The 17,806-nt window shown below is 63.3% G+C and carries 17 protein-coding genes and 1 tRNA gene; 14 read left to right on the top strand and 4 right to left on the bottom strand.

The window, feature by feature from the left end:
• Positions 1–34 precede the first annotated feature (34 nt).
• Complete coding sequence (gene rsmI / locus NKJ77_RS11140) at positions 35–943, top strand: 16S rRNA (cytidine(1402)-2'-O)-methyltransferase (protein WP_023752806.1); 909 nt, start codon at positions 35–37, stop codon at positions 941–943.
• Positions 936–1,313: a YraN family protein gene (locus NKJ77_RS11135; protein WP_023698068.1), complete on the top strand. Its 378-nt coding sequence runs from the start codon at positions 936–938 to the stop codon at positions 1,311–1,313. Before rsmI ends, NKJ77_RS11135 begins: the two co-directional genes overlap by 8 nt.
• Positions 1,314–1,488: 175 nt before the next feature.
• On the opposite strand, the gene NKJ77_RS11130 is transcribed toward NKJ77_RS11135, so the two are convergent.
• Positions 1,489–2,295, bottom strand: a complete 807-nt coding sequence (locus NKJ77_RS11130; RefSeq protein ID WP_023687560.1) for an undecaprenyl-diphosphate phosphatase — start codon at positions 2,293–2,295, stop codon at positions 1,489–1,491.
• A gap of 169 nt (positions 2,296–2,464) precedes the next feature.
• Here NKJ77_RS11130 and NKJ77_RS11125 point away from each other — a divergent pair, with 169 nt between their 5' ends.
• The 9 genes from NKJ77_RS11125 to NKJ77_RS11085 all read left to right on the top strand — a co-directional run bounded on the left by NKJ77_RS11125 (position 2,465) and on the right by NKJ77_RS11085 (position 11,658).
• Positions 2,465–3,157, top strand: coding sequence for a glutathione S-transferase family protein (locus NKJ77_RS11125; protein WP_023672063.1), 693 nt, complete (start codon positions 2,465–2,467; stop codon positions 3,155–3,157).
• The gene (queG, locus tag NKJ77_RS11120) at positions 3,138–4,292 is read left to right on the top strand and encodes a tRNA epoxyqueuosine(34) reductase QueG (RefSeq protein WP_352535211.1); all 1,155 of its coding nucleotides are present in this window, start codon (positions 3,138–3,140) and stop codon (positions 4,290–4,292) included. Before NKJ77_RS11125 ends, queG begins: the two co-directional genes overlap by 20 nt.
• Positions 4,289–5,389, top strand: a complete 1,101-nt coding sequence (locus NKJ77_RS11115; protein ID WP_023672065.1) for an SDR family oxidoreductase — start codon at positions 4,289–4,291, stop codon at positions 5,387–5,389. The genes queG and NKJ77_RS11115 overlap by 4 nt, the downstream gene beginning before the upstream one ends.
• Positions 5,390–5,435: 46 nt before the next feature.
• A complete protein-coding gene (gene mepA / locus NKJ77_RS11110; protein WP_460221917.1) occupies positions 5,436–6,518 on the top strand; it encodes a penicillin-insensitive murein endopeptidase in 1,083 nt (360 codons plus the stop codon).
• Positions 6,519–6,655: 137 nt separating this feature from the next.
• Positions 6,656–7,675 (top strand): glucokinase, encoded by a 1,020-nt coding sequence (locus tag NKJ77_RS11105; protein ID WP_023726739.1) that lies wholly within the window; start codon positions 6,656–6,658, stop codon positions 7,673–7,675.
• A gap of 278 nt (positions 7,676–7,953) precedes the next feature.
• Positions 7,954–9,774: an ABC transporter ATP-binding protein gene (locus tag NKJ77_RS11100; protein WP_050590521.1), complete on the top strand. Its 1,821-nt coding sequence runs from the start codon at positions 7,954–7,956 to the stop codon at positions 9,772–9,774.
• A gap of 30 nt (positions 9,775–9,804) precedes the next feature.
• Positions 9,805–10,626, top strand: coding sequence for a 4-hydroxy-tetrahydrodipicolinate reductase (dapB, locus tag NKJ77_RS11095; protein WP_023687567.1), 822 nt, complete (start codon positions 9,805–9,807; stop codon positions 10,624–10,626).
• A gap of 27 nt (positions 10,627–10,653) precedes the next feature.
• Complete coding sequence (locus tag NKJ77_RS11090; RefSeq protein ID WP_023672068.1) at positions 10,654–11,274, top strand: 2,3-bisphosphoglycerate-dependent phosphoglycerate mutase; 621 nt, start codon at positions 10,654–10,656, stop codon at positions 11,272–11,274.
• Between the two features lie 299 nt (positions 11,275–11,573).
• Positions 11,574–11,658 (top strand) — tRNA-Leu (locus tag NKJ77_RS11085).
• A 101-nt stretch (positions 11,659–11,759) separates the two neighbouring features.
• On the opposite strand, the gene NKJ77_RS11080 is transcribed toward NKJ77_RS11085, so the two are convergent.
• The 3 genes from NKJ77_RS11080 to NKJ77_RS11070 all read right to left on the bottom strand — a co-directional run bounded on the left by NKJ77_RS11080 (position 11,760) and on the right by NKJ77_RS11070 (position 12,890).
• Positions 11,760–12,104, bottom strand: a complete 345-nt coding sequence (locus tag NKJ77_RS11080) for a low affinity iron permease family protein (protein ID WP_023672069.1) — start codon at positions 12,102–12,104, stop codon at positions 11,760–11,762.
• 198 nt (positions 12,105–12,302) lie between these two features.
• Complete coding sequence (locus NKJ77_RS11075) at positions 12,303–12,611, bottom strand: DUF1236 domain-containing protein (protein WP_023710337.1); 309 nt, start codon at positions 12,609–12,611, stop codon at positions 12,303–12,305.
• Positions 12,612–12,659: 48 nt separating this feature from the next.
• On the bottom strand, positions 12,660–12,890 hold the full coding sequence (locus NKJ77_RS11070) for a hypothetical protein (RefSeq protein ID WP_352535209.1): 231 nt from the start codon (positions 12,888–12,890) through the stop codon (positions 12,660–12,662).
• 206 nt (positions 12,891–13,096) lie between these two features.
• On the opposite strand from NKJ77_RS11070, the gene NKJ77_RS11065 reads away from it, so the two are divergent.
• The 3 genes from NKJ77_RS11065 to NKJ77_RS11055 all read left to right on the top strand — a co-directional run bounded on the left by NKJ77_RS11065 (position 13,097) and on the right by NKJ77_RS11055 (position 17,753).
• A complete protein-coding gene (locus NKJ77_RS11065) occupies positions 13,097–13,396 on the top strand; it encodes a DUF1236 domain-containing protein (protein ID WP_023740232.1) in 300 nt (99 codons plus the stop codon).
• A gap of 74 nt (positions 13,397–13,470) precedes the next feature.
• Positions 13,471–13,677 (top strand): hypothetical protein, encoded by a 207-nt coding sequence (locus NKJ77_RS11060; protein ID WP_352535207.1) that lies wholly within the window; start codon positions 13,471–13,473, stop codon positions 13,675–13,677.
• Positions 13,678–14,561: 884 nt separating this feature from the next.
• Positions 14,562–17,753: an amino acid permease gene (locus NKJ77_RS11055; RefSeq protein WP_352535205.1), complete on the top strand. Its 3,192-nt coding sequence runs from the start codon at positions 14,562–14,564 to the stop codon at positions 17,751–17,753.
• The last annotated feature ends 53 nt before the right edge of the window (positions 17,754–17,806 follow it).

The raw sequence follows: 17,806 nt of genomic DNA, 5'->3' as shown, positions 1-17,806 counted from the left end.
GCCGTGCCAAACAGGGCGAAATGGAGAGACCCCGGTGACCGGCGAGAAGCGCAGCTATGTGATCGGGCAGACCGAGATCGCGGTCCGGTCGCTGGCGCCGGCGCTGTATCTGGTGGCGACGCCGATCGGCAACCTCTCCGACATCACGCTGCGCGCGCTGGAGACGCTCGCCGCCGCCGACATCGTCGCCTGCGAGGACACTCGCGTCTCGCGCGTGTTGCTCGATCGCTACGGCATCCGGCGGCGCACCACCGCTTATCACGAGCACAACGCCGGCGAGGCCGGGCCGAAGCTGATCGCGGCACTCGAGGCCGGGCAGAGCGTGGCGCTGATTTCGGATGCCGGCACGCCGCTGATCTCCGACCCAGGCTACCGGCTGGTCGGCGAAGCGCTGGAGCGCGGCCTGCGCGTGGTGCCGATCCCCGGCCCATCGGCGCCGCTGGCGGCGCTGACGGCGTCGGGCCTGCCGTCCGACGCCTTCCTGTTTGCCGGGTTTCTGCCGGTGAAATCAGGGCAGCGGATGACAAAGCTGGAAACGTTCAGGGCGGTGCCGGCAACGCTGATCTTCTTCGAGTCGCCACGCCGGCTGGCCGAAACGCTGGTCGCCATGGTCGAGGCGTTGGGCGGCGCGCGCAAGGCCGCCATCGGCCGCGAGCTGACCAAGACTTTCGAAGAGATGCGGACGGGAACGCTGCAGGCGCTGGCCGATCATTATGCGGCGGCCGATACGCCGAAGGGCGAAATCGTCATCTGCGTCGGGCCCGCCGAGATCAAGGCCGACCAACCCGCCGACATCGACAGGCTGCTGCTGTCGCTGGCCGCCGAAATGCCGGCGTCCAAGGCGGCGGCGGAGGCGGCGAAGATGACCGGCGGGCAGAAGCAGGCGCTTTACCGGCGGCTGCTGGAACTCAGGGATGCGGTTGGAGAAGGCGAAGGTGGCTGAGCGCCCGGCCGCCAGCCGCCAAAAAGCCTATCGGCGCGGCCATCGCGGCGAGTGGCTGGCGGCAGCGGCGCTGATGCTGAAAGGTTATCGCATCCTCGCCCGCCGGCATCGCACCCGCTTCGGCGAGATCGACCTGATCGCCAGGCGCGGCGACCTGGTGCTGTTCGTCGAGGTCAAGGCGCGGCGCACGCTGATGGAAGCGATGGAGGCGATCGGCCACGAATCGGAGCGCCGCATCGAGGGCGCCGCCGACATCTGGCTGTCGCGGCAGCCGGACTACGGCAGATTGTCGATGCGCTTCGACATGATCGCGGTGCTGCCCTGGCGCTGGCCGGTGCATGTCGAGAACGCGTTTTTTGGGAGGAGTTAGCGGCCTTTACCCTCCCCCTTGTGGGGAGGGTCGGTGAGCAAGCGACCGAAGCGTCGTTGGCGAAACGGGGCGGGGGCGTGGCGCCCCCACCCCGATCCGCTTTGCGGATCGACTGACCGGGGCGAGCCGCCTGTCTCGCCCGTCCTTCGGACCCCCACAAGGGGGAGGGTAAAGCTCACCCCCAAATGAAAAGCGCCACCAACCCAACCGCTCCCACCACCAGGCGCCACCAGCCGAACAGCGAATAGCCGTTGCGCGAGACGTAATCGAGCAGGAAGCGGACGACGATCAGCGCGGTAAGGAAGGCGGCGATGAAACCGATAGCGATGATCGGCAGGTCGGCGCTGCTCAGCACGTTGCGGTTCTTGAACAGATCGAAGGCGAAGGCGCCGACCATGGTCGGGATGGCGAGGAAGAAGGAGAATTCCGCCGCCGCGCGCTTGTCGACGCCCAGCAGCAGCGCGCCGACGATGGTCGAGCCGGAGCGCGACGTGCCGGGGATCAGCGACAGGCACTGGAACAGGCCGATCTGCAGGTAAAGCCTTGTCGGGAAGCGCTCGACGTCACGGTAGACCGGCTGCAGCTTCATGCGGTCGACGACCAAGAGCACGACGCCGCCGATGATCAGCATGATGCAGATCAGCCTTGGCGATTCGAACAGCACCGTCTTGATGAAATCATGCGCCAGCGCGCCGATGATGGCGGCCGGCAGGAAGGCAATCAGGATGCCGATGACGAAATGCCGCGTCAGCCGATCATGCGGCAGGTCGAGCAGCATCTGCCACAGACGGCGGAAATAGACGCTGAGGATCGCCAGGATGGCGCCGAGCTGGATCAGGATCTCGAACGCCTTGCCGGTGGAATGGAAGCCGAGGAAATGGCCGGCGAGCAGGATATGGCCGGTCGAGGAGACCGGGATGAACTCGGTCAGCCCCTCCAGCAGGCCGAGCAGCAGGGCTTCGACGATGGTGTGGCTATCCATGGCAACCTCGGCATTCAAGGGACGGAAGGAAACGGCTGGCAAAAGGGCTTGCTTGTCACGGCGCGGAAGTCCCCCTATAGGTCGCAGCACCGTGACGGCCGCATGACGGGCCGCCAAGACTTACCGGTGCGGACGGCGATTCGCCAGTGCGCCTTAATATCGCGGAATCATGCTGACGCTTTTCCATCACCCGATGTTCGCCACCTGCCGCTTCGTGCGCCTCGCCTTCGGCGAATATGGCGAGGAGCTGGCGCTGATCGAGGAAAAACCGTGGACGCGGCGCAAGGAGTTTTTGGCGCTGAACCCCGCCGGCACCTTGCCTATCCTGCTGGCCGAAGGCGACGTGCCGATCGTCGGCGCCATGGTGATCGCTGAATATCTCGACGAAACACGTGGTGTCCTGAAGCGCGACAAGCGCCTGTTTGCGGAAGACCCGATGCAGCGCGCCGAAATCCGCCGCCTGACCGACTGGTATCTCAACAAGGCCGAGAGCGAAGTGACCCGGCATCTGGTGCGCGAGCGCGTGCTGAAGCCGGTGATGCCGGAAACGGCGGGCGGCGGTTCCCCCGATTCGGCGGCGATCCGCGCGGCGCGCGCCAACATTCGCCAGCACATGAAGTACACCAACTGGCTGGCCGGCACCCGTCATTGGCTGGCCGGCAGCAAGGTCACCTATGCCGACCTGGCGGCAGCGGCGACGCTGTCGGTGCTGGATTATCTCGGCGAGATCGATTGGCGCGAGCATGCCGCGGCGCGCGAATGGTACACGCGGGTGAAATCGCGGCCGTCGTTCCGGCCGCTGCTCTCCGACCGGGTTCGCGGCCTGTCGCCGGTTTCGCATTATGCGGACCTCGACTTCTAGAAGCCAAACCCTGCGCGCACTGATCGACGCCGAGGCGCGGCGCGCCGGCTTCGATGCGGTTGCCGTCACCACGCCTGACGCGATCCCGCTGGCGCCTGCCAGATTGGCAGAATTCGTCGCCGATGGTTTTCACGGTTCGATGGCGTGGATTGCGGAGACGCTTCAACGCCGCAGCGAGCCTTCGACGCTGTGGCCCGAGGTGCGCTCGATCATCGTGCTGGCAATGAATTACGGCCCCGACCACGATCCGCGTGCGCTGCAGGCAAGGCGCGATCGCGGCGCGATCTCGGTCTATGCGCAAAACCGCGACTATCACGAGGTGATGAAGGGCCGGCTGAAGGAGATCGCCGGCAAGATCGTCGCGCGGGCCGGCGGCGACGTGAAGGTTTTCGTCGATACGGCGCCCGTGATGGAAAAGCCGCTGGCTGAGGCCGCCGGGCTCGGCTGGCAAGGCAAGCATACCAATCTGGTCAGCCGCGAGCACGGCTCCTGGCTGTTTCTCGGCACCATCTTCACCACGGCTGAGCTCACGCCCGATGCGACCGAGGTAGACCATTGCGGTTCCTGCCGCGCCTGTCTCGACGCCTGCCCGACCGATGCCTTTCCGGCGCCCTATCGGCTCGATGCCAGGCGCTGCATCTCCTACCTGACCATCGAGAACAAGGGGCCGATCCCGCAAGAATTCCGCGAAAAGATCGGCAACCGCATCTATGGCTGCGACGATTGTCTCGCCGCCTGCCCGTGGAACAAGTTTGCCCGCGCCGCTTCGGAAGCCAAGCTTGCTGCCCGCGACGAACTGCGCGAGCCGCCGCTGGGCGAGCTGTTGCAGCTGGACGACACGGCGTTCCGGTCTTTCTTCTCGGGCTCGCCGATCAAACGCGTCGGCCGCGACCGCTTTGTCCGCAACGTGCTGACCGCCGCCGGCAATTCCGGCGATGTTTCGCTGGCCGGCCCGGTGCGCGCCCTCCTTGGCGACGCCTCGCCGCTGGTGCGCGGCGCGGCGATCTGGGCGCTGGCGCGGCTGGTGCCGGCCGCCGAATTCAACAGGCAGGCGGCGATCTACTCGAACACTGAAACCGACACGACAGTGCGGGGCGAATGGCTGTCCGTATTGCCAATTGAGGCGCACGCATGAGCGAAAAACAGGTTTTTATCTTTGGCGCCGGCTATTCGGGCAAAGCCTTTGCACGGGCCAATGCGGGCTGGCACGGTTTGCGCACTACGAATACCCCCACCCCTAACCCCTCCCCACAAGGGGGAGGGGAACTCGCGGAAGCGCCTACCTTCGCAGACCCAGCGACTGGGATCGGTAAGAGCGCGCGGCAGCGTTCCCTCCCCCTTGTGGGGAGGGGTAGTGTGGGCGCCCCTCTTCACAAGAATCTCATTTTTGGCACCACGCGCTCATTGGAAAAATTCGACGCGCTGCGGCAGGTCGGCATCGCGCCGCTGCTGTTCGACGGCGCCCTGACCCCTGAAATCGGCGATGCGCTGGAAAAGACCACCCATCTCGTCGTCTCGGTGGCACCGGAGGAGGCCGGCGACCCTGTGCTTCTCGCCGCGCGCAAGGCGATCGAGGCGATGCCGGCGCTTCGCTGGATCGGCTATCTCTCGACCGTCGGCGTCTATGGCAATTATGACGGTGCCTGGGTCGATGAAACGGCCGAATGCCGGCCGGTGTCGAAACGCTCGTCGATGCGAGTGGCGGCCGAGCGGGGCTGGCTGCAGCTTGGACTCGAGACCGGCAAGCCGGTGGCCATCCTGCGGCTTTCCGGCATTTACGGGCCGGGTCGCAACGCGCTGGTCAATCTGGAAAACGGCACGGCCAGGCGGCTGGTCAAGCCCGACCAGGTGTTCAACCGCATCCATTGCGACGACATCGCCGGCGCGCTCTGGCACCTCATCGGTGGCAATAGAGGCGGCATTTTCAACATCACCGATGACGAGCCGGCGCCGCCGCAGGATGTCGTCACCTATGCCGCTTCGCTGATGGGCGTCGAGCCGCCGCCGGAGATTCCTTTCGAGACCGCCCAACTTTCGCCCATGGCGCGGTCCTTCTATGGCGAGAACAAGCGCGTCGCCAACGCCGCGATCAAGGCAGCGGGCTACCGGTTCCGCTATCCGGACTACCGCCAGGCGTTCGATCGGATGTGGGCCGACGGCAGCTGGCGCGACGGCGAGCCGCGCAGCCCGATGAAGGTAGATAATCGAAACGCGAGCCCGAGGGTGATATGATTCGATTGTGTTGCGGACTTTTGCAGTGGGGTTCATGACGATTTCGATGCGATCCTTGACCGGCAGACGGCCGTTCCTGACGGCGGCGCTGGCGATCGTGGCGCTGGCCGGGCTGGTGGCGGGCGCAATCACGGCCGAGCCACGGGCAAAAGACCTGTTCGGCGCCAAGAAGCTGCCGGCGGTGGCTGCGGCGCAATCCTTCGGCTTCTATTCAAAGGGCTGCTTCACTGGCGGCGTCGCCATTCCGATGGACGGCCAGAACTGGGAGGTGATGCGTCCCTCGCGCAACCGGCGCTGGGGTCATCCAACGATGATTGCGCTGATCGAGAAACTGTCGCGCGATGCCGCCGCCGACGGCTGGCCGGGGCTTCTGATCGGCGACATTTCGCAGCCGCGCGGCGGGCCGATGCTGACCGGGCACGCCTCGCACCAGATCGGCCTCGACGCCGACATCTGGCTGACGCCAATGCCCGACCGCAAGCTCACCACCCAGGAGCGCGAAAACATCAGCGCCACGCTGATGGTCGACGACAAGACGCATCTGGTGAAGGACAGGCTGTGGAAGCCGATGCATACCAAGCTGTTGAAGCGCGCGGCGAGCTATCCGGAAGTCGAGCGCATCCTGGTCAATCCTGGGATCAAGAAGAAGCTGTGCGACACCGTCACCGGCGACCGTACCTGGCTGAGAAAAATCCGGCCGTTCTGGGGCCATGACTATCATTTCCACATCCGCATCGGCTGCCAGCCGGGTTCGCCCAACTGCAAGGGACAGGAAGCGACGCCCGACGATGACGGCTGCGGCAAGCCGCTGGCCTGGTGGTTTACCGAGGAGCCGTGGCGCCCCAACAAGAACCCGGATGCGCCCAAGGCGCGCGACCTGATGACGATGGCGAACCTGCCGAAACAATGCCAGTTCGTGCTTGACCAGCCCGACGCGGACTCAGCCGAAGCCGTCACCTATCGCGGCGGCGGCGTGCCGATCGCCGCCAGGGCGCCGGAACCCGACGCGCCTCCGCCTATTGCGGGCAATGCGGGCGGCTTGCCAAACGCAGCCAACGCCTTCACCGCCACGCCGGAGATCGGCATTCCCCTGCCAAGGCGACGGCCGCCGGCAAACGTCGGACAGTGATGGCGAACTGACGCTTTCCCTTTCCGGGGCCATGCGCTAGTCAATCGATTGAACACCGGGCGATTGAACACCGGGCGATTGAAAAACCGGGCGATTGAAACGGTCGCAACGGCGCCGCAAAGGGGACGAGCAAGAGCATGTCAGGCGACGACGACACCGCGTTGCGGTTTCCAGTGCTGATCGGCGACATCGGCGGCACCAATGCGCGCTTTTCGATCGTGCTCGACGCAAATTCGGAAGCCGGTGAGCCGCATATCGTGCAAACCGCCAATTTCGCCACCATAGACGAGGCGATCCAGGCGGCGGTGCTCGACCGGTCGTCCATCCGGCCGAATTCGGCAGTGCTGGCCATCGCCGGACCGGTCGATGGCGACGAGATCCCGCTTACCAACTGTCCCTGGGTGGTGAAGCCGAAGCAGATGTTTGCCAATCTGGGCCTGGGCGACATCGTCGTGCTCAACGATTTCGAGGCGCAGGCGCTGGCCGTCGTGGCGCTCGGCGAAGAGCACATGGAAAAGATCGGCGGCGGCGCGCCGGAGGAGAATGCCGGGCGTGTCGTGCTCGGTCCCGGTACCGGCCTGGGCGTCGCCGGGTTGGTTCATGCCCTCCACCACTGGATACCGGTGCCTGGCGAAGGCGGCCACATGGATATCGGTCCGCGGACGCCGCGCGATTTCGAGGTGTTCCCGCATATCGAAAAGCTGGACGGCCGCATTTCGGGCGAGCAGATCCTGTGCGGGCGCGGTCTGGTCAATGTCTACCGGGCGGTCGCCAAGGCCGACGGCAAGCCGGCGCCGTTCACCACGCCGGCCGAAATTACCGGGGCGGCGCTGGCCAAGACCGACCCGGTTGCCGAGGAAGCGCTGGCGCTGTTCGTCACCTGCCTCGGCCGAACCGCCGGCGACCTCGCGCTGGTGTTCATGAGCCGCGGCGGCGTGTTTTTGACCGGCGGCATCGCGCAAAAGATCGTTCCGGCACTGAAGGAAGGCAGTTTCCGTGCCGCCTTCGAGGACAAAGCGCCGCACAGCGCGCTGATGGCCTCGATGCCGGTCTATGTCATCACCCACCCGCTGGCAGCGCTTCTGGGCCTTGCCGCCTATGCCCGCAACCCGTCGCTGTTCGGCGTCCAGACCGCGGGGCGGCGCTGGCGGGCATGATCCATTTCGTCCCGAACATGGGTCTGTTCCTGGAAATGGCTGCCGCTTTCGTGACCCTGACCTCGAGCCCCGACGAAGTTTCGCCATAGGCAAGCCGTAGCCGGGGCGCTAAGAGGGGGCCGAATTCCAGCCTGGCATCCCTAGATGCCGGTTGATTTCAGATCGAATCGACCTGAAATCATCCGGCTCTAAATCAAAGAGATAGAGCATGATGTCGTCCGAAAACCGCTTCACACTTTTCGGCATCATGCTCTAGCAAACCACGAAGCGCCCGCGATTTGACCGCTCAAAGTCCACTCAAACTGAAAGTCCAGCCAGCTGAGGTCACTGCGGTGCTGCGCCGCATCCTGGCCGAAAACGGCAGTGAATATCGCTGGACCTATGTCGTTGCCGTCGGCTGCCTGCTGATTGTTTCCGCCACCACCGCCTTCACGGCGTGGATCATGGCCCCGATGATCAACGAGATCTTCTACGAACGACGCGGCGACATGATCGTCTGGATCTGCGCCGGGTTCATGGCCGCCTCCGTGCTGCGCGGCTTCGCCGGTTACGGCCAGGCGGTCGCGTTGGCCAAGATCGGCAACAATCTGGTCGCCCGCTACCAGAAGCGCAGCTTCGACCACCTGATGAAGCTCGGCGTCGACTTCTTCAACGATACGCGTTCCGGTCGGCTGGCGGCACAGGTCAACGAGAATGTCGGCGGCGTTCGCGATCTGCTGTCGCTGACGCTGACCTCCATCAGCCGCGACGCGGTCTCGCTGATCGCCCTCGTCGGCGTCATGATCTACCAGGATCCGGTGTTGTCGCTCAGCTCGCTGCTGATCGGGCCGCCGCTGATCTGGGCCGTCGTCTACATCACCCGCCGATTGCGGCGCATCAACCGGGAATCGGTGCTGATCAACTCGCGGCTGAACGGGTCCGTACAGGAGGCCACGCAAGGCATCGCCATCGTCAAGGCCTTCACCCTGGAAGCCGAGCTGGCGCGCCGGATCGGCATCATGGCCGATACGGCCGAGCAGCGTAACAACAAGATCGCCCGGGTCGCGGAGCGGCTGTCGCCGATTTCCGAGATTTTGGGCGGTCTCGCCATTACCTCCGTCCTTGCCTATTCCGGCTACCGGGCGCTGGTGCTCGGACAACCACCAGGCGCTGTGTTTTCCTTCATCACCGCGCTGATCATGGCCTACGATCCGGCACGGCGCCTGGCTCGTACGCAGGTCGGTATGGAACGTGCCCTGGTCAACGCCCGGATGATTTACGAGCTGCTCGACCTGGAGCCTAAACAGGGCGATGCGCCCGACGCGGTCGAAGCCAGGATCACCACCGGCGAGGTTCGCTTCGACAATGTGACGTTCGGCTACAGCGCCGACATGCCGGTGATCAGGAACCTGAGTTTCACCGCCGCGGCCGGCAAGGTTACGGCGGTGGTCGGGGCCTCGGGTGCCGGCAAGACGACGCTCGTGGCGCTGCTGCAGCGCTTCTACGATGTCGACAAGGGTTCGATCGAGATCGATGGCCAGGACATTTCCAAAGTCACCAAGCACTCGCTGCGCGGCTCGATCGCCTATGTCTCGCAGGCGCCCTATCTGTTCGAAGGCAGCATACGCGACAACATCCGTTTTGGCCGACTTTCGGCGACCGACGCCGAGATCGAGCGGGCGGCGGTGCTGGCGGCGGCCGACGAGTTCATCCGTCAGCAGCCGCAGGGCTACGACACGCCCGTCGGCGAGGGCGGCTCGACCCTTTCCGGCGGCCAGCGCCAGCGCGTCTCGATTGCGCGGGCGATCGTGCGCAATGCGCCGATCCTTTTGCTCGACGAGGCGACCTCGGCGCTGGACAACGAGGCCGAGGCGCGCGTCCAGGAGGCGCTGACCCATGTGATGGAAGGGCGCACCACCATCGTCATCGCGCACCGCCTGTCGACGGTCGTCAACGCCGACCACATCATCGTACTTGAAGAGGGCCGCTTGGTCGAGGAAGGCAACCATGCCAGGCTGATGGCCGATCCGCACAGCGTCTATGCCCGCTTCCACCGCGTGCAGGGCAAGAGCGGGTTGGGGCTTGTCGACGACGCCCAGCCAATCCAAACTCCGGCATAGCCGCGCCAGCAAGGCGATCGGGAGAACAGCATGAGCGAATCCGGCGAAATGGGCTTGGTGGTGGTGGGGGCGGCCGGCCGCATGGGCCAGACGCTGATCCGCGCCATCCATTCGATCCCCGGCGCCCGCGTCGTCGGCGCGGTCGAACGAACCGGATCGCCCTATCTCGGCAGGGATGCGGGCGAGCTTGCCGGCATCGGCATCATCAATGTGACGATCGGCGACGATCCGCTGCCGGTGTTCGCCAAGGCCGACGGCGTGCTCGATTTCACCATGCCGGCAGCCACCGTCGAATTCGCAGGCTATGCCGCGCAGGCACGCATTGCCCATGTCATCGGCACCACCGGCTGCTCGGCGGAAGACGACGCCAGGATCGAGGCCGCGGCGCGCCACGCGACGATCGTCAAATCCGGCAATATGAGCCTCGGCGTCAATCTTCTGGCGGTGCTGGTCGAGCAGGCCGCGCGCGCGCTCGGTCCAGAGGATTTCGACATCGAGATCCTCGAAATGCATCACAAGCACAAGGTCGACGCGCCCTCGGGCACCGCCTTGCTGCTCGGCGAAGCGGCGGCGGCGGGACGCGGCATTTCCCTTGCCGGCAACGATGTGCGGTCACGCGACGGCCATACCGGCGTGCGCAAGCCAGGAACGATCGGCTTTGCCAGCTTGCGCGGTGGCTCGGTGGTCGGCGACCACAGCGTCATCCTGGCCGGGACCGGCGAGCGCATCACGCTGTCGCACCATGCCGAGGACCGCGCCATCTTTGCCCGCGGCGCGGTCAAGGCCGCGCTCTGGGCGCGCGGTAAAAAGCCCGGACTTTATTCCATGCGGGACGTGCTCGGCTTGAGCTAAACTATCCATAATTTTGAAGGAGCAAACATGTCGGGAACTCTCGTGCTCGTGCGCCACGGCCAGAGCGAATGGAACCTGAAGAACCTGTTCACCGGCTGGCGCGATGTCGACCTGACTGAGCAGGGCCACAAGGAAGCCAAGGAAGCCGGCCAGAAGCTCAAGGCGCGCGGCTTGAAGTTCGACATCGCCTTCACCTCGGCGCTGATCCGGGCGCAGAAGACCTGCCAGCACATTCTCGACGCGGTCGGCCAGAGCGATTTGAAGACGATCCGCGACCAGGCGCTGAATGAGCGCGACTATGGCGATCTCTCCGGCCTCAACAAGGACGACGCGCGCCAGAAGTGGGGCGAGGAGCAGGTGCACATCTGGCGCCGCTCCTACGACGTGCCGCCGCCCGGCGGCGAAAGCCTGAAGGACACCGGCGCCCGCGTCTGGCCCTATTACCTGCACGACATGCAGTCGCATGTTCTGAAAGGCGGCACCGTGCTGGTCGCCGCGCATGGCAATTCGCTGCGCGCGCTGATCATGGCGCTGGACGGCAAGAGCGGCGAGGAGATCGTCAAGCTCGAGCTCGGCACCGGCGTGCCGGTGATCTACAAGCTCAACGCCGATTCCACTGTGGCGTCGAAGGACGTGCTGGAGGGGTGAGGTTTTCGGCCAGCGCATTCGCCAAGTCGGCGCTGCCCCTCATTGCCCTGCCGGGCAGTTCTCCCGGTATAGTGACGGGGAGAAAGGGCTGGCCGCAGCCTCGGCGCTCTTCTTGTGACGCAGGTGACCGGCGAAAATCATCGATGAGAGCGCCCCTCTCCCCGTCACTGTACGGGGAGAGGATGCCGGCAGGCAGGTGAGGGGCGGCGCTGACCCCCGGGAAACTAAGCCGGCAGGCAGCGGCCCTGGAAAAAGCGCGTTGACACATATCGTTTGCCCGCTTACATGAGCCCGCACCAGCCCAGATGGCGGAATTGGTAGACGCGCACGGTTCAGGTCCGTGTTCCGCAAGGAGTGGAGGTTCGAGTCCTCTTCTGGGCACCAAATTCCCGTTTCGGATAAGTCCGAAATGATTTAGACGCGAAGCAAAAAAGCCCGGTTCCCGGGCTTTTTTGCTGATGGATGACAGATAGTCCAGCGGAGGGTCAATGCGGCGGGCGAACCGCTTTCATTGCTTCTTCTTCGAGTGTCTGGAGCTTCTCCCGAATCTCCTCCGGCTCGGCATGCTCCAAGCCGACGACATCGTTTCTGGTCTCATTCAGCGAAACGATAATCTCATCAAGCTTGGCGTGAATGGCGGCCGTGTCGCGGTAACCCTGGATCAGCACAACGCCGGTGATCACGATGGCCGCTACCGACAATGCGTAGGTGACCACATTCGTCAGGCCGAATGGCACCAACGCAGTACAGAGCAGCATGGCTACAAGAAGGACATAGAAGCCCGGTGGCCGGGATAGAAAGTCGCCCATCACAAAGAGGAAGCGGTTCATATCCAGGCCGCGGTCAAAAATGCCACGAGTGCGGTGACGGCTACGCAAATTGGAATTGCCGCGAGTAAGGCAGCTTCCAGGACCCAAGTTTCCTTGTCGCTAAACATCAGACATCCTCCCGTTGAGAAAAGGCTGCCCGTAGACTTTCACAGGGCAGCCACAGCCCGCCGCTCCAGACCGGAGCGGCGGGCTCGCGCGTTATTCGATGATCTGCACGACCTTGCGCGTGTCGGGATCGACGAGAACCGCATGATCTCCGACAACCGTATACTTGTAGCGGACATCCGGAACGTCGATTGCGTGGAGCTCGACAGTGTCTGGAAGTGCCGTGCCGACATTGAGTTCGACGCCGAGCAAACTGACTGAGGCCAGCTTCTGCTTATGGATATATTCGCGAACGACCGTCTGTTGTTCGGGCTTGAGAACAATAACGTCCTCGGCAAACGAGGTGCCGATGCCCGCCATAAGGAGGAGGGCGCCGGTGGCGCTGACGAAATATTTAGTCATGGGAATTTCCTTTTCATAGGTCAGTTCGGAAGCGTGGATACGAGCAGATCAGCCGCCACTCGCAGGGGCTGGGGCAGGTGCCGCAGGCTTTGCGGGTACAGCCGGAGCTTCCACCTTTGGCGCTTCAACCTTGACGTTGATATCCTTGCCGCCGTCGCCGCGGATATTGATGACGCCGGTAAAAATAAGCAATACTACGACTGCAATAAGTGCAAGAATAACGGCAATCGCAGTGCCGCCACCACCACCAGAATTAACAACAGTTGGGCCGTCGGCCATGTGTTCCTCTCCTGTTTTATTTAGTTGCATTTGGGAAACGCCTGCCCCACTTGAACGTTCCGCCTCGGGACTTGGGTCTTAGCTGATATCCGACTTTGGTCTGGTTCGCCGCAGACTGAAGTCACAGGAACAATCTGGCTGATCTCAAGTTCGGTCCCTCGGCGAACAGGCGTGGTGCCGTCGCCGGATTACGCGAGGAGAAAACCATGAAAATCCACTTTGCAAGTGCCGCTGCAGGCTTGTTGCTTTTGGCTGGCGTCGGCAGCGCCGCAGCTCAGGATGTCGTCATCACACCGGAGCAAGATACGGTCGTCCGCGAATACGTAAAAAAGCAGCCGCTGGCTTCGGTGAAGATCCCGGGCGTGGAGCTGAACGTCGGCAGTGCCTTGCCTGATACGGTCGAGCTGCACGAAGTTCCCAACGTCAAATACCGCTACGTCGTGGTCGACAACCGCACCGTCCTGGTCGATCCCAGCACCCGGAAAATTGTGAAGGTCTACGACTGATCGAATAGCTGCCGCCCGCCGCCGGCCATGGCGGCGGGCAGCGGATTTCACATTGCGCTCCAGGATGATCGAAGATGATCGATGACGTCGAGACATCGCCAGCCCTTGATACCCGCTTGGGTTCTCTCAGGGCGAGAATGCGCTATGCGCGCATAACAGAGGCCGACATGAAGACCTTTCAGAAAGTCGCATCCATCATGGTTGGCGGCAGTGGCCGCATCAGCGGCGATGACCTGATTGCAGCGTCGTTCGTCCTCGAGGACCAGCCGGAAGGCTTGTGAGGCGGAGTACTCACGTGTGCAGGCTCCCGCAACGCTGATCCCAAGTGTTCTGGTGCTGAACACATTCCTGCTACGGGCCGGCGTCGAAGGCGTGCCCGCTGGCGAGGTCGCGTCGCGCTCAAGCATCGTCCAGAACACCATGTCGCCGCATGTGACGATACTCGGCCATGCTAGCCGATGCGGGCGCCATAGAAAATCACCGCGGCCGGCAGAACCGGGCAGGCCGGTCCAGAGCGTCGCCACGCCTATGGTCAGAAATGTCACCGAGGCCAGTTTGGTGCAGATCGGATGATGGTAGCGAGCGATCGCCATATCGACCGTACGGGCGCCGGCCTGGGAAGGACCCACCAGCGCGCCAAGGCCGACCGCCGCGCCCAGCGTGGTCGGCGCGCTGTTTGCCCTGCAACGCGGGGCTATGCGGCGTGCTCGCACAAGTTAGCTCCAACTTGAGGCACGGCGTGAAGTCTCGGTGCTTGCCCCCACGATGGCGAGGTACGAAGTCAACAGCGGTCAATGTGCTTAGCGATCTACAGTCGACTTCAGCCGCCGTTTCGAATGATGGCGCCCCGCAATCACGAGATTTGTCGATAATAATCAATATTAGGCTGTATTCGCGACTATCCCTCATAGTGGGCGATTAGATAAAATTGATATGTATCCCGGATCGGAGGAGATCGATCCATTCGGGCCGGCATCAGCATGATTGAACCGCAGCTACCGCAAGTTGACAGCGATCATCGGGCGGATCTGGTTTGGTACGAAGTCTTAATACGTCTCACCTAAGGTCCAACTTTGACTTCGGGAGCGCGACGTTCGACAGACATATCTCCGCAGGTTACATTCGCCAGTCAGACAGCGCTCCGCACTCGAATGGATGTCTCTGAATGCCGGGCCTCACGCCTTCACGACCGCACCCGAGAACCTTGGGATGGATGGGCACGACAGCGCTCGCCATGGGTGGCAGCAATCAAAGCCTGTTTCTGATTGCCGCCCTTTTTGTCGGTCAGGGGAATATTCCCGGTCAAGGAAGCGCTGCGGTTCCTTTGCTCGTTGTTGGTCTGCTTCTAGGCTGGGCCGCCGCGCCTGCGTGGACCGAATTGGTTCTCATGTGGCCAAACCGCGTCGGCGGTATCTCTGCAGCGTGCGCCGAAGCCTTCCGACCTTACAGTCCCGTTCTCTCGGCTCTGACGGGCACCTGCTATTGGTGGGGTTGGGTGCCGACCTGCGGACTGACAGCGGTTCTTTCAGCGTCTGCAATCCAGCAATGGTACCTGCCGGGCCTCCCCGTGGAGGCGGTCGCCTGCGGGCTCATCGCATTCTTTACGGCGGTCAACCTGTGTGGAATCAAGTGGGTGGTCCAACTGGCGATCCCGATCGCCACTGCCTCCGCGACGCTTGCGTTTCTCTCATCCCTCGTCCCGGTCATCAGTGGCTCGGTCGACTGGCGGCAGGCGACGGATTTTGCCCTGACCAGCCCGTTTACCGGCCTGTTCGGCGATATCACGTCGGTGATGGCGGGACTGTACCTGATCGGGTTTGCCGCACCGGCATTTGAGGCTGCAGCCTGCCATGTTGGCGAAACCATCGATCCCAACCGCAACATTCCTCTGGCGATGTGGGCCAGCGCCGCAATGGCCGGCGTCTATTTCCTGGTCCTGCCGGTTGTCTGGCTGGGTGTGCTCGGGCCGGAGCCGCTCGGCACCGACCTCGCCATAGCTCTCGGGCCCACCTTTGCGCCCTTGTTGGGGAGTTTCGGCAAGGCGGCCGCCATCTGGCTCATCATGCTGAACATGTTCCATGGAACGTTGCAGCCATTGGCAGGCGCCGCGCGGACCCTTGCGCAGCTGAGCGAAGACGGCCTGCTGCCGAGCTTCCTGGCCAGGCGCACCTCAACAGATTGTCCCTGGGCGGCAACGCTGCTCACAGCTGCCGCGGCAATCGGCTTCATGCTGTGCGGGTATCCGCTCTGGATGATCGCCGCGGCCAATTTTACGTACCTGATCAGCATCTGCATGCCAAACATCGCAGTCTGGCTCTTGCGCCGTGATAGTCCCGAAGCCGAGCGACCCTTCCGGGCTCCCAGGGGAACGATCATCCTTGGCGTAGGCGCGGCTGCAATATGGCTGTTGACCGCCATACTGGGATTTCAGCAATTTGGCCTTCCTACCGTCCTGTTCGGTCTGGCTTTGGCATATTCGGGTGCTGCGCTCTACGCCTGGCGCACGATGGAGGATCGATACGCACTCGGTCTACCCTTGCTGCCACATACGCTTCACCTGAAGCTTACCGGAGCCATGCTTTTTGTGCTCGTGCTTGACGGTGCCGGCTATTTCCTGGCGATCGGCAGCGTTCCCCAAGGCGACACTTCATTGGTCGCCGCGCTGGAGGACATTTTTGTCGTTGTCGCGCTGCTGACCATCAGCGTTGGCCTGATCTTGCCGGGAATGATCACCCATTCGGCGACCGAGGTGAGCAACGCGGCAAAGCGTCTGACATCCGGAACGCTGAAGGATTTCTCTCTCGCCATGGTCGCCCTGGGGCGGGGAGACCTCGCTGCGGCGCATGCCTCCGTGAATATCATGCCGGTTACGGTAAACTCTCGTGACGAACTTGGAGAGATGGCCGAAAGCTTCAACCTGCTCCAGGACAAGGTGAGGGAAGCCGCCCACGGCCTGGACGACGCGCGCGAGAACATGAACGTAGCGCGCACCGAACTGATGGCACGGCACGAGGAAATCGCGCATCTCGCGCACCACGATCCGCTTACCGGCCTGGCGAACCGAGCCGCGCTTGCAGCACACCTGGCCACGACGCTCGAGCGCGCAAAAGCAACGCACGCCAGCTTTGCCGTCTTCAGCATCGACCTTGACCATTTTAAAGAGGCGAACGACGTTTTCGGGCACGCCGCCGGCGACGATCTGCTTTGCACCATCTCCCGGCGTCTCCAAACCGCGGCGCCTGAGGCGTTTATCGCGCGCATGGGCGGCGACGAGTTCACGGTTGTCCTGACCATGGATGACCGGTCCGCGAGTGCCAAGGATGTTGCGGACCGTCTGTTCGAATCGGCGGCAGGCAAATTCGAAATCCGGGGCCAGCACATTTCGATCGGGGTGAGCATCGGCGCGGCGATCTATCCGAAAGACGGAGAGAATGCCGCGGCGCTGATGGCAAATGCCGACGCAGCGCTCTACCGGGCCAAGGCGGACGGTCGTCGAATGGTGCAATTCTTCGATCCTGAGATGGATAGGCGGCTAAGAGAGCGCTACGCCTTGCAGCGAGATTTGCGCTCTGCGGTCGCCCATGGCGAACTTGTGCTTCATTATCAGCCGCAAGCCAGGATGGACGGCGAAATCTTTGGTTTCGAGGCACTCGCCCGATGGCACCATCCAAAGCATGGGCTCATCTCCCCAAACGCGTTTGTCTCGCTTGCCGAACAGGATGGCACGATCGTTGAGATAGGTGAATGGACGCTCAGGCAGGCGTGCAGAGACGCGGCCTCCTGGCCCTCACCGCTGCAGATCGCCGTCAACCTCTCTCCCGTGCAATTCCGTTTCGGGGACCTGGTAGGCCTCGTTCATTCTATCCTCTACGAGACCGGCCTTGCTCCGGGGCGGCTGGAACTGGAAATCACGGAAGGGGTTCTCATCCGCGACCGGGCAACTGCCTTGTCGGTTTTGCGGAGGTTGAAGGCGTTGGGCGTCAGGGTCTCGATGGATGATTTTGGCACCGGGTATGCCTCACTGTCCTCGCTGCAGGCGTTTCCATTCGACAAGATCAAGATCGATCGCAGTTTTGTTTCGGGTGTCGGTTCGAATGTCCAATCGGCCGCCATCGTGCGCACGATACTCAGCCTGGGGAATGCGCTGGCCTTGCCTGTCATCGCGGAGGGTGTCGAAACAGAGGACGAGCGTGCCTTCCTGATGAGGGAAGGATGTCCCGAAATCCAAGGATATCTGGTGGGGCGCCCGCATCCGATAGCGCTCTACAAAGATGTGACGAATGGGCTTTCGCCGGGATCTGCCTTCGGGGAGCCCGAGGATACCACCGCACCCCAGGCGCTTGGCGTAACGCGATAGCCGCGGCGCCGTTCGTCGGCGCGCTGCTCCTGCAACACACCGGTGAGCGAGGA

Origin of the sequence: Mesorhizobium sp. M0052 (assembly GCF_040323255.1) — a bacterium.
Taxonomy (GTDB): Bacteria; Pseudomonadota; Alphaproteobacteria; order Rhizobiales; family Rhizobiaceae; genus Mesorhizobium.
The sequence above is the reverse complement of the archived record's forward strand: the minus strand, read 5'-3'. Positions and strand labels throughout refer to the sequence as shown.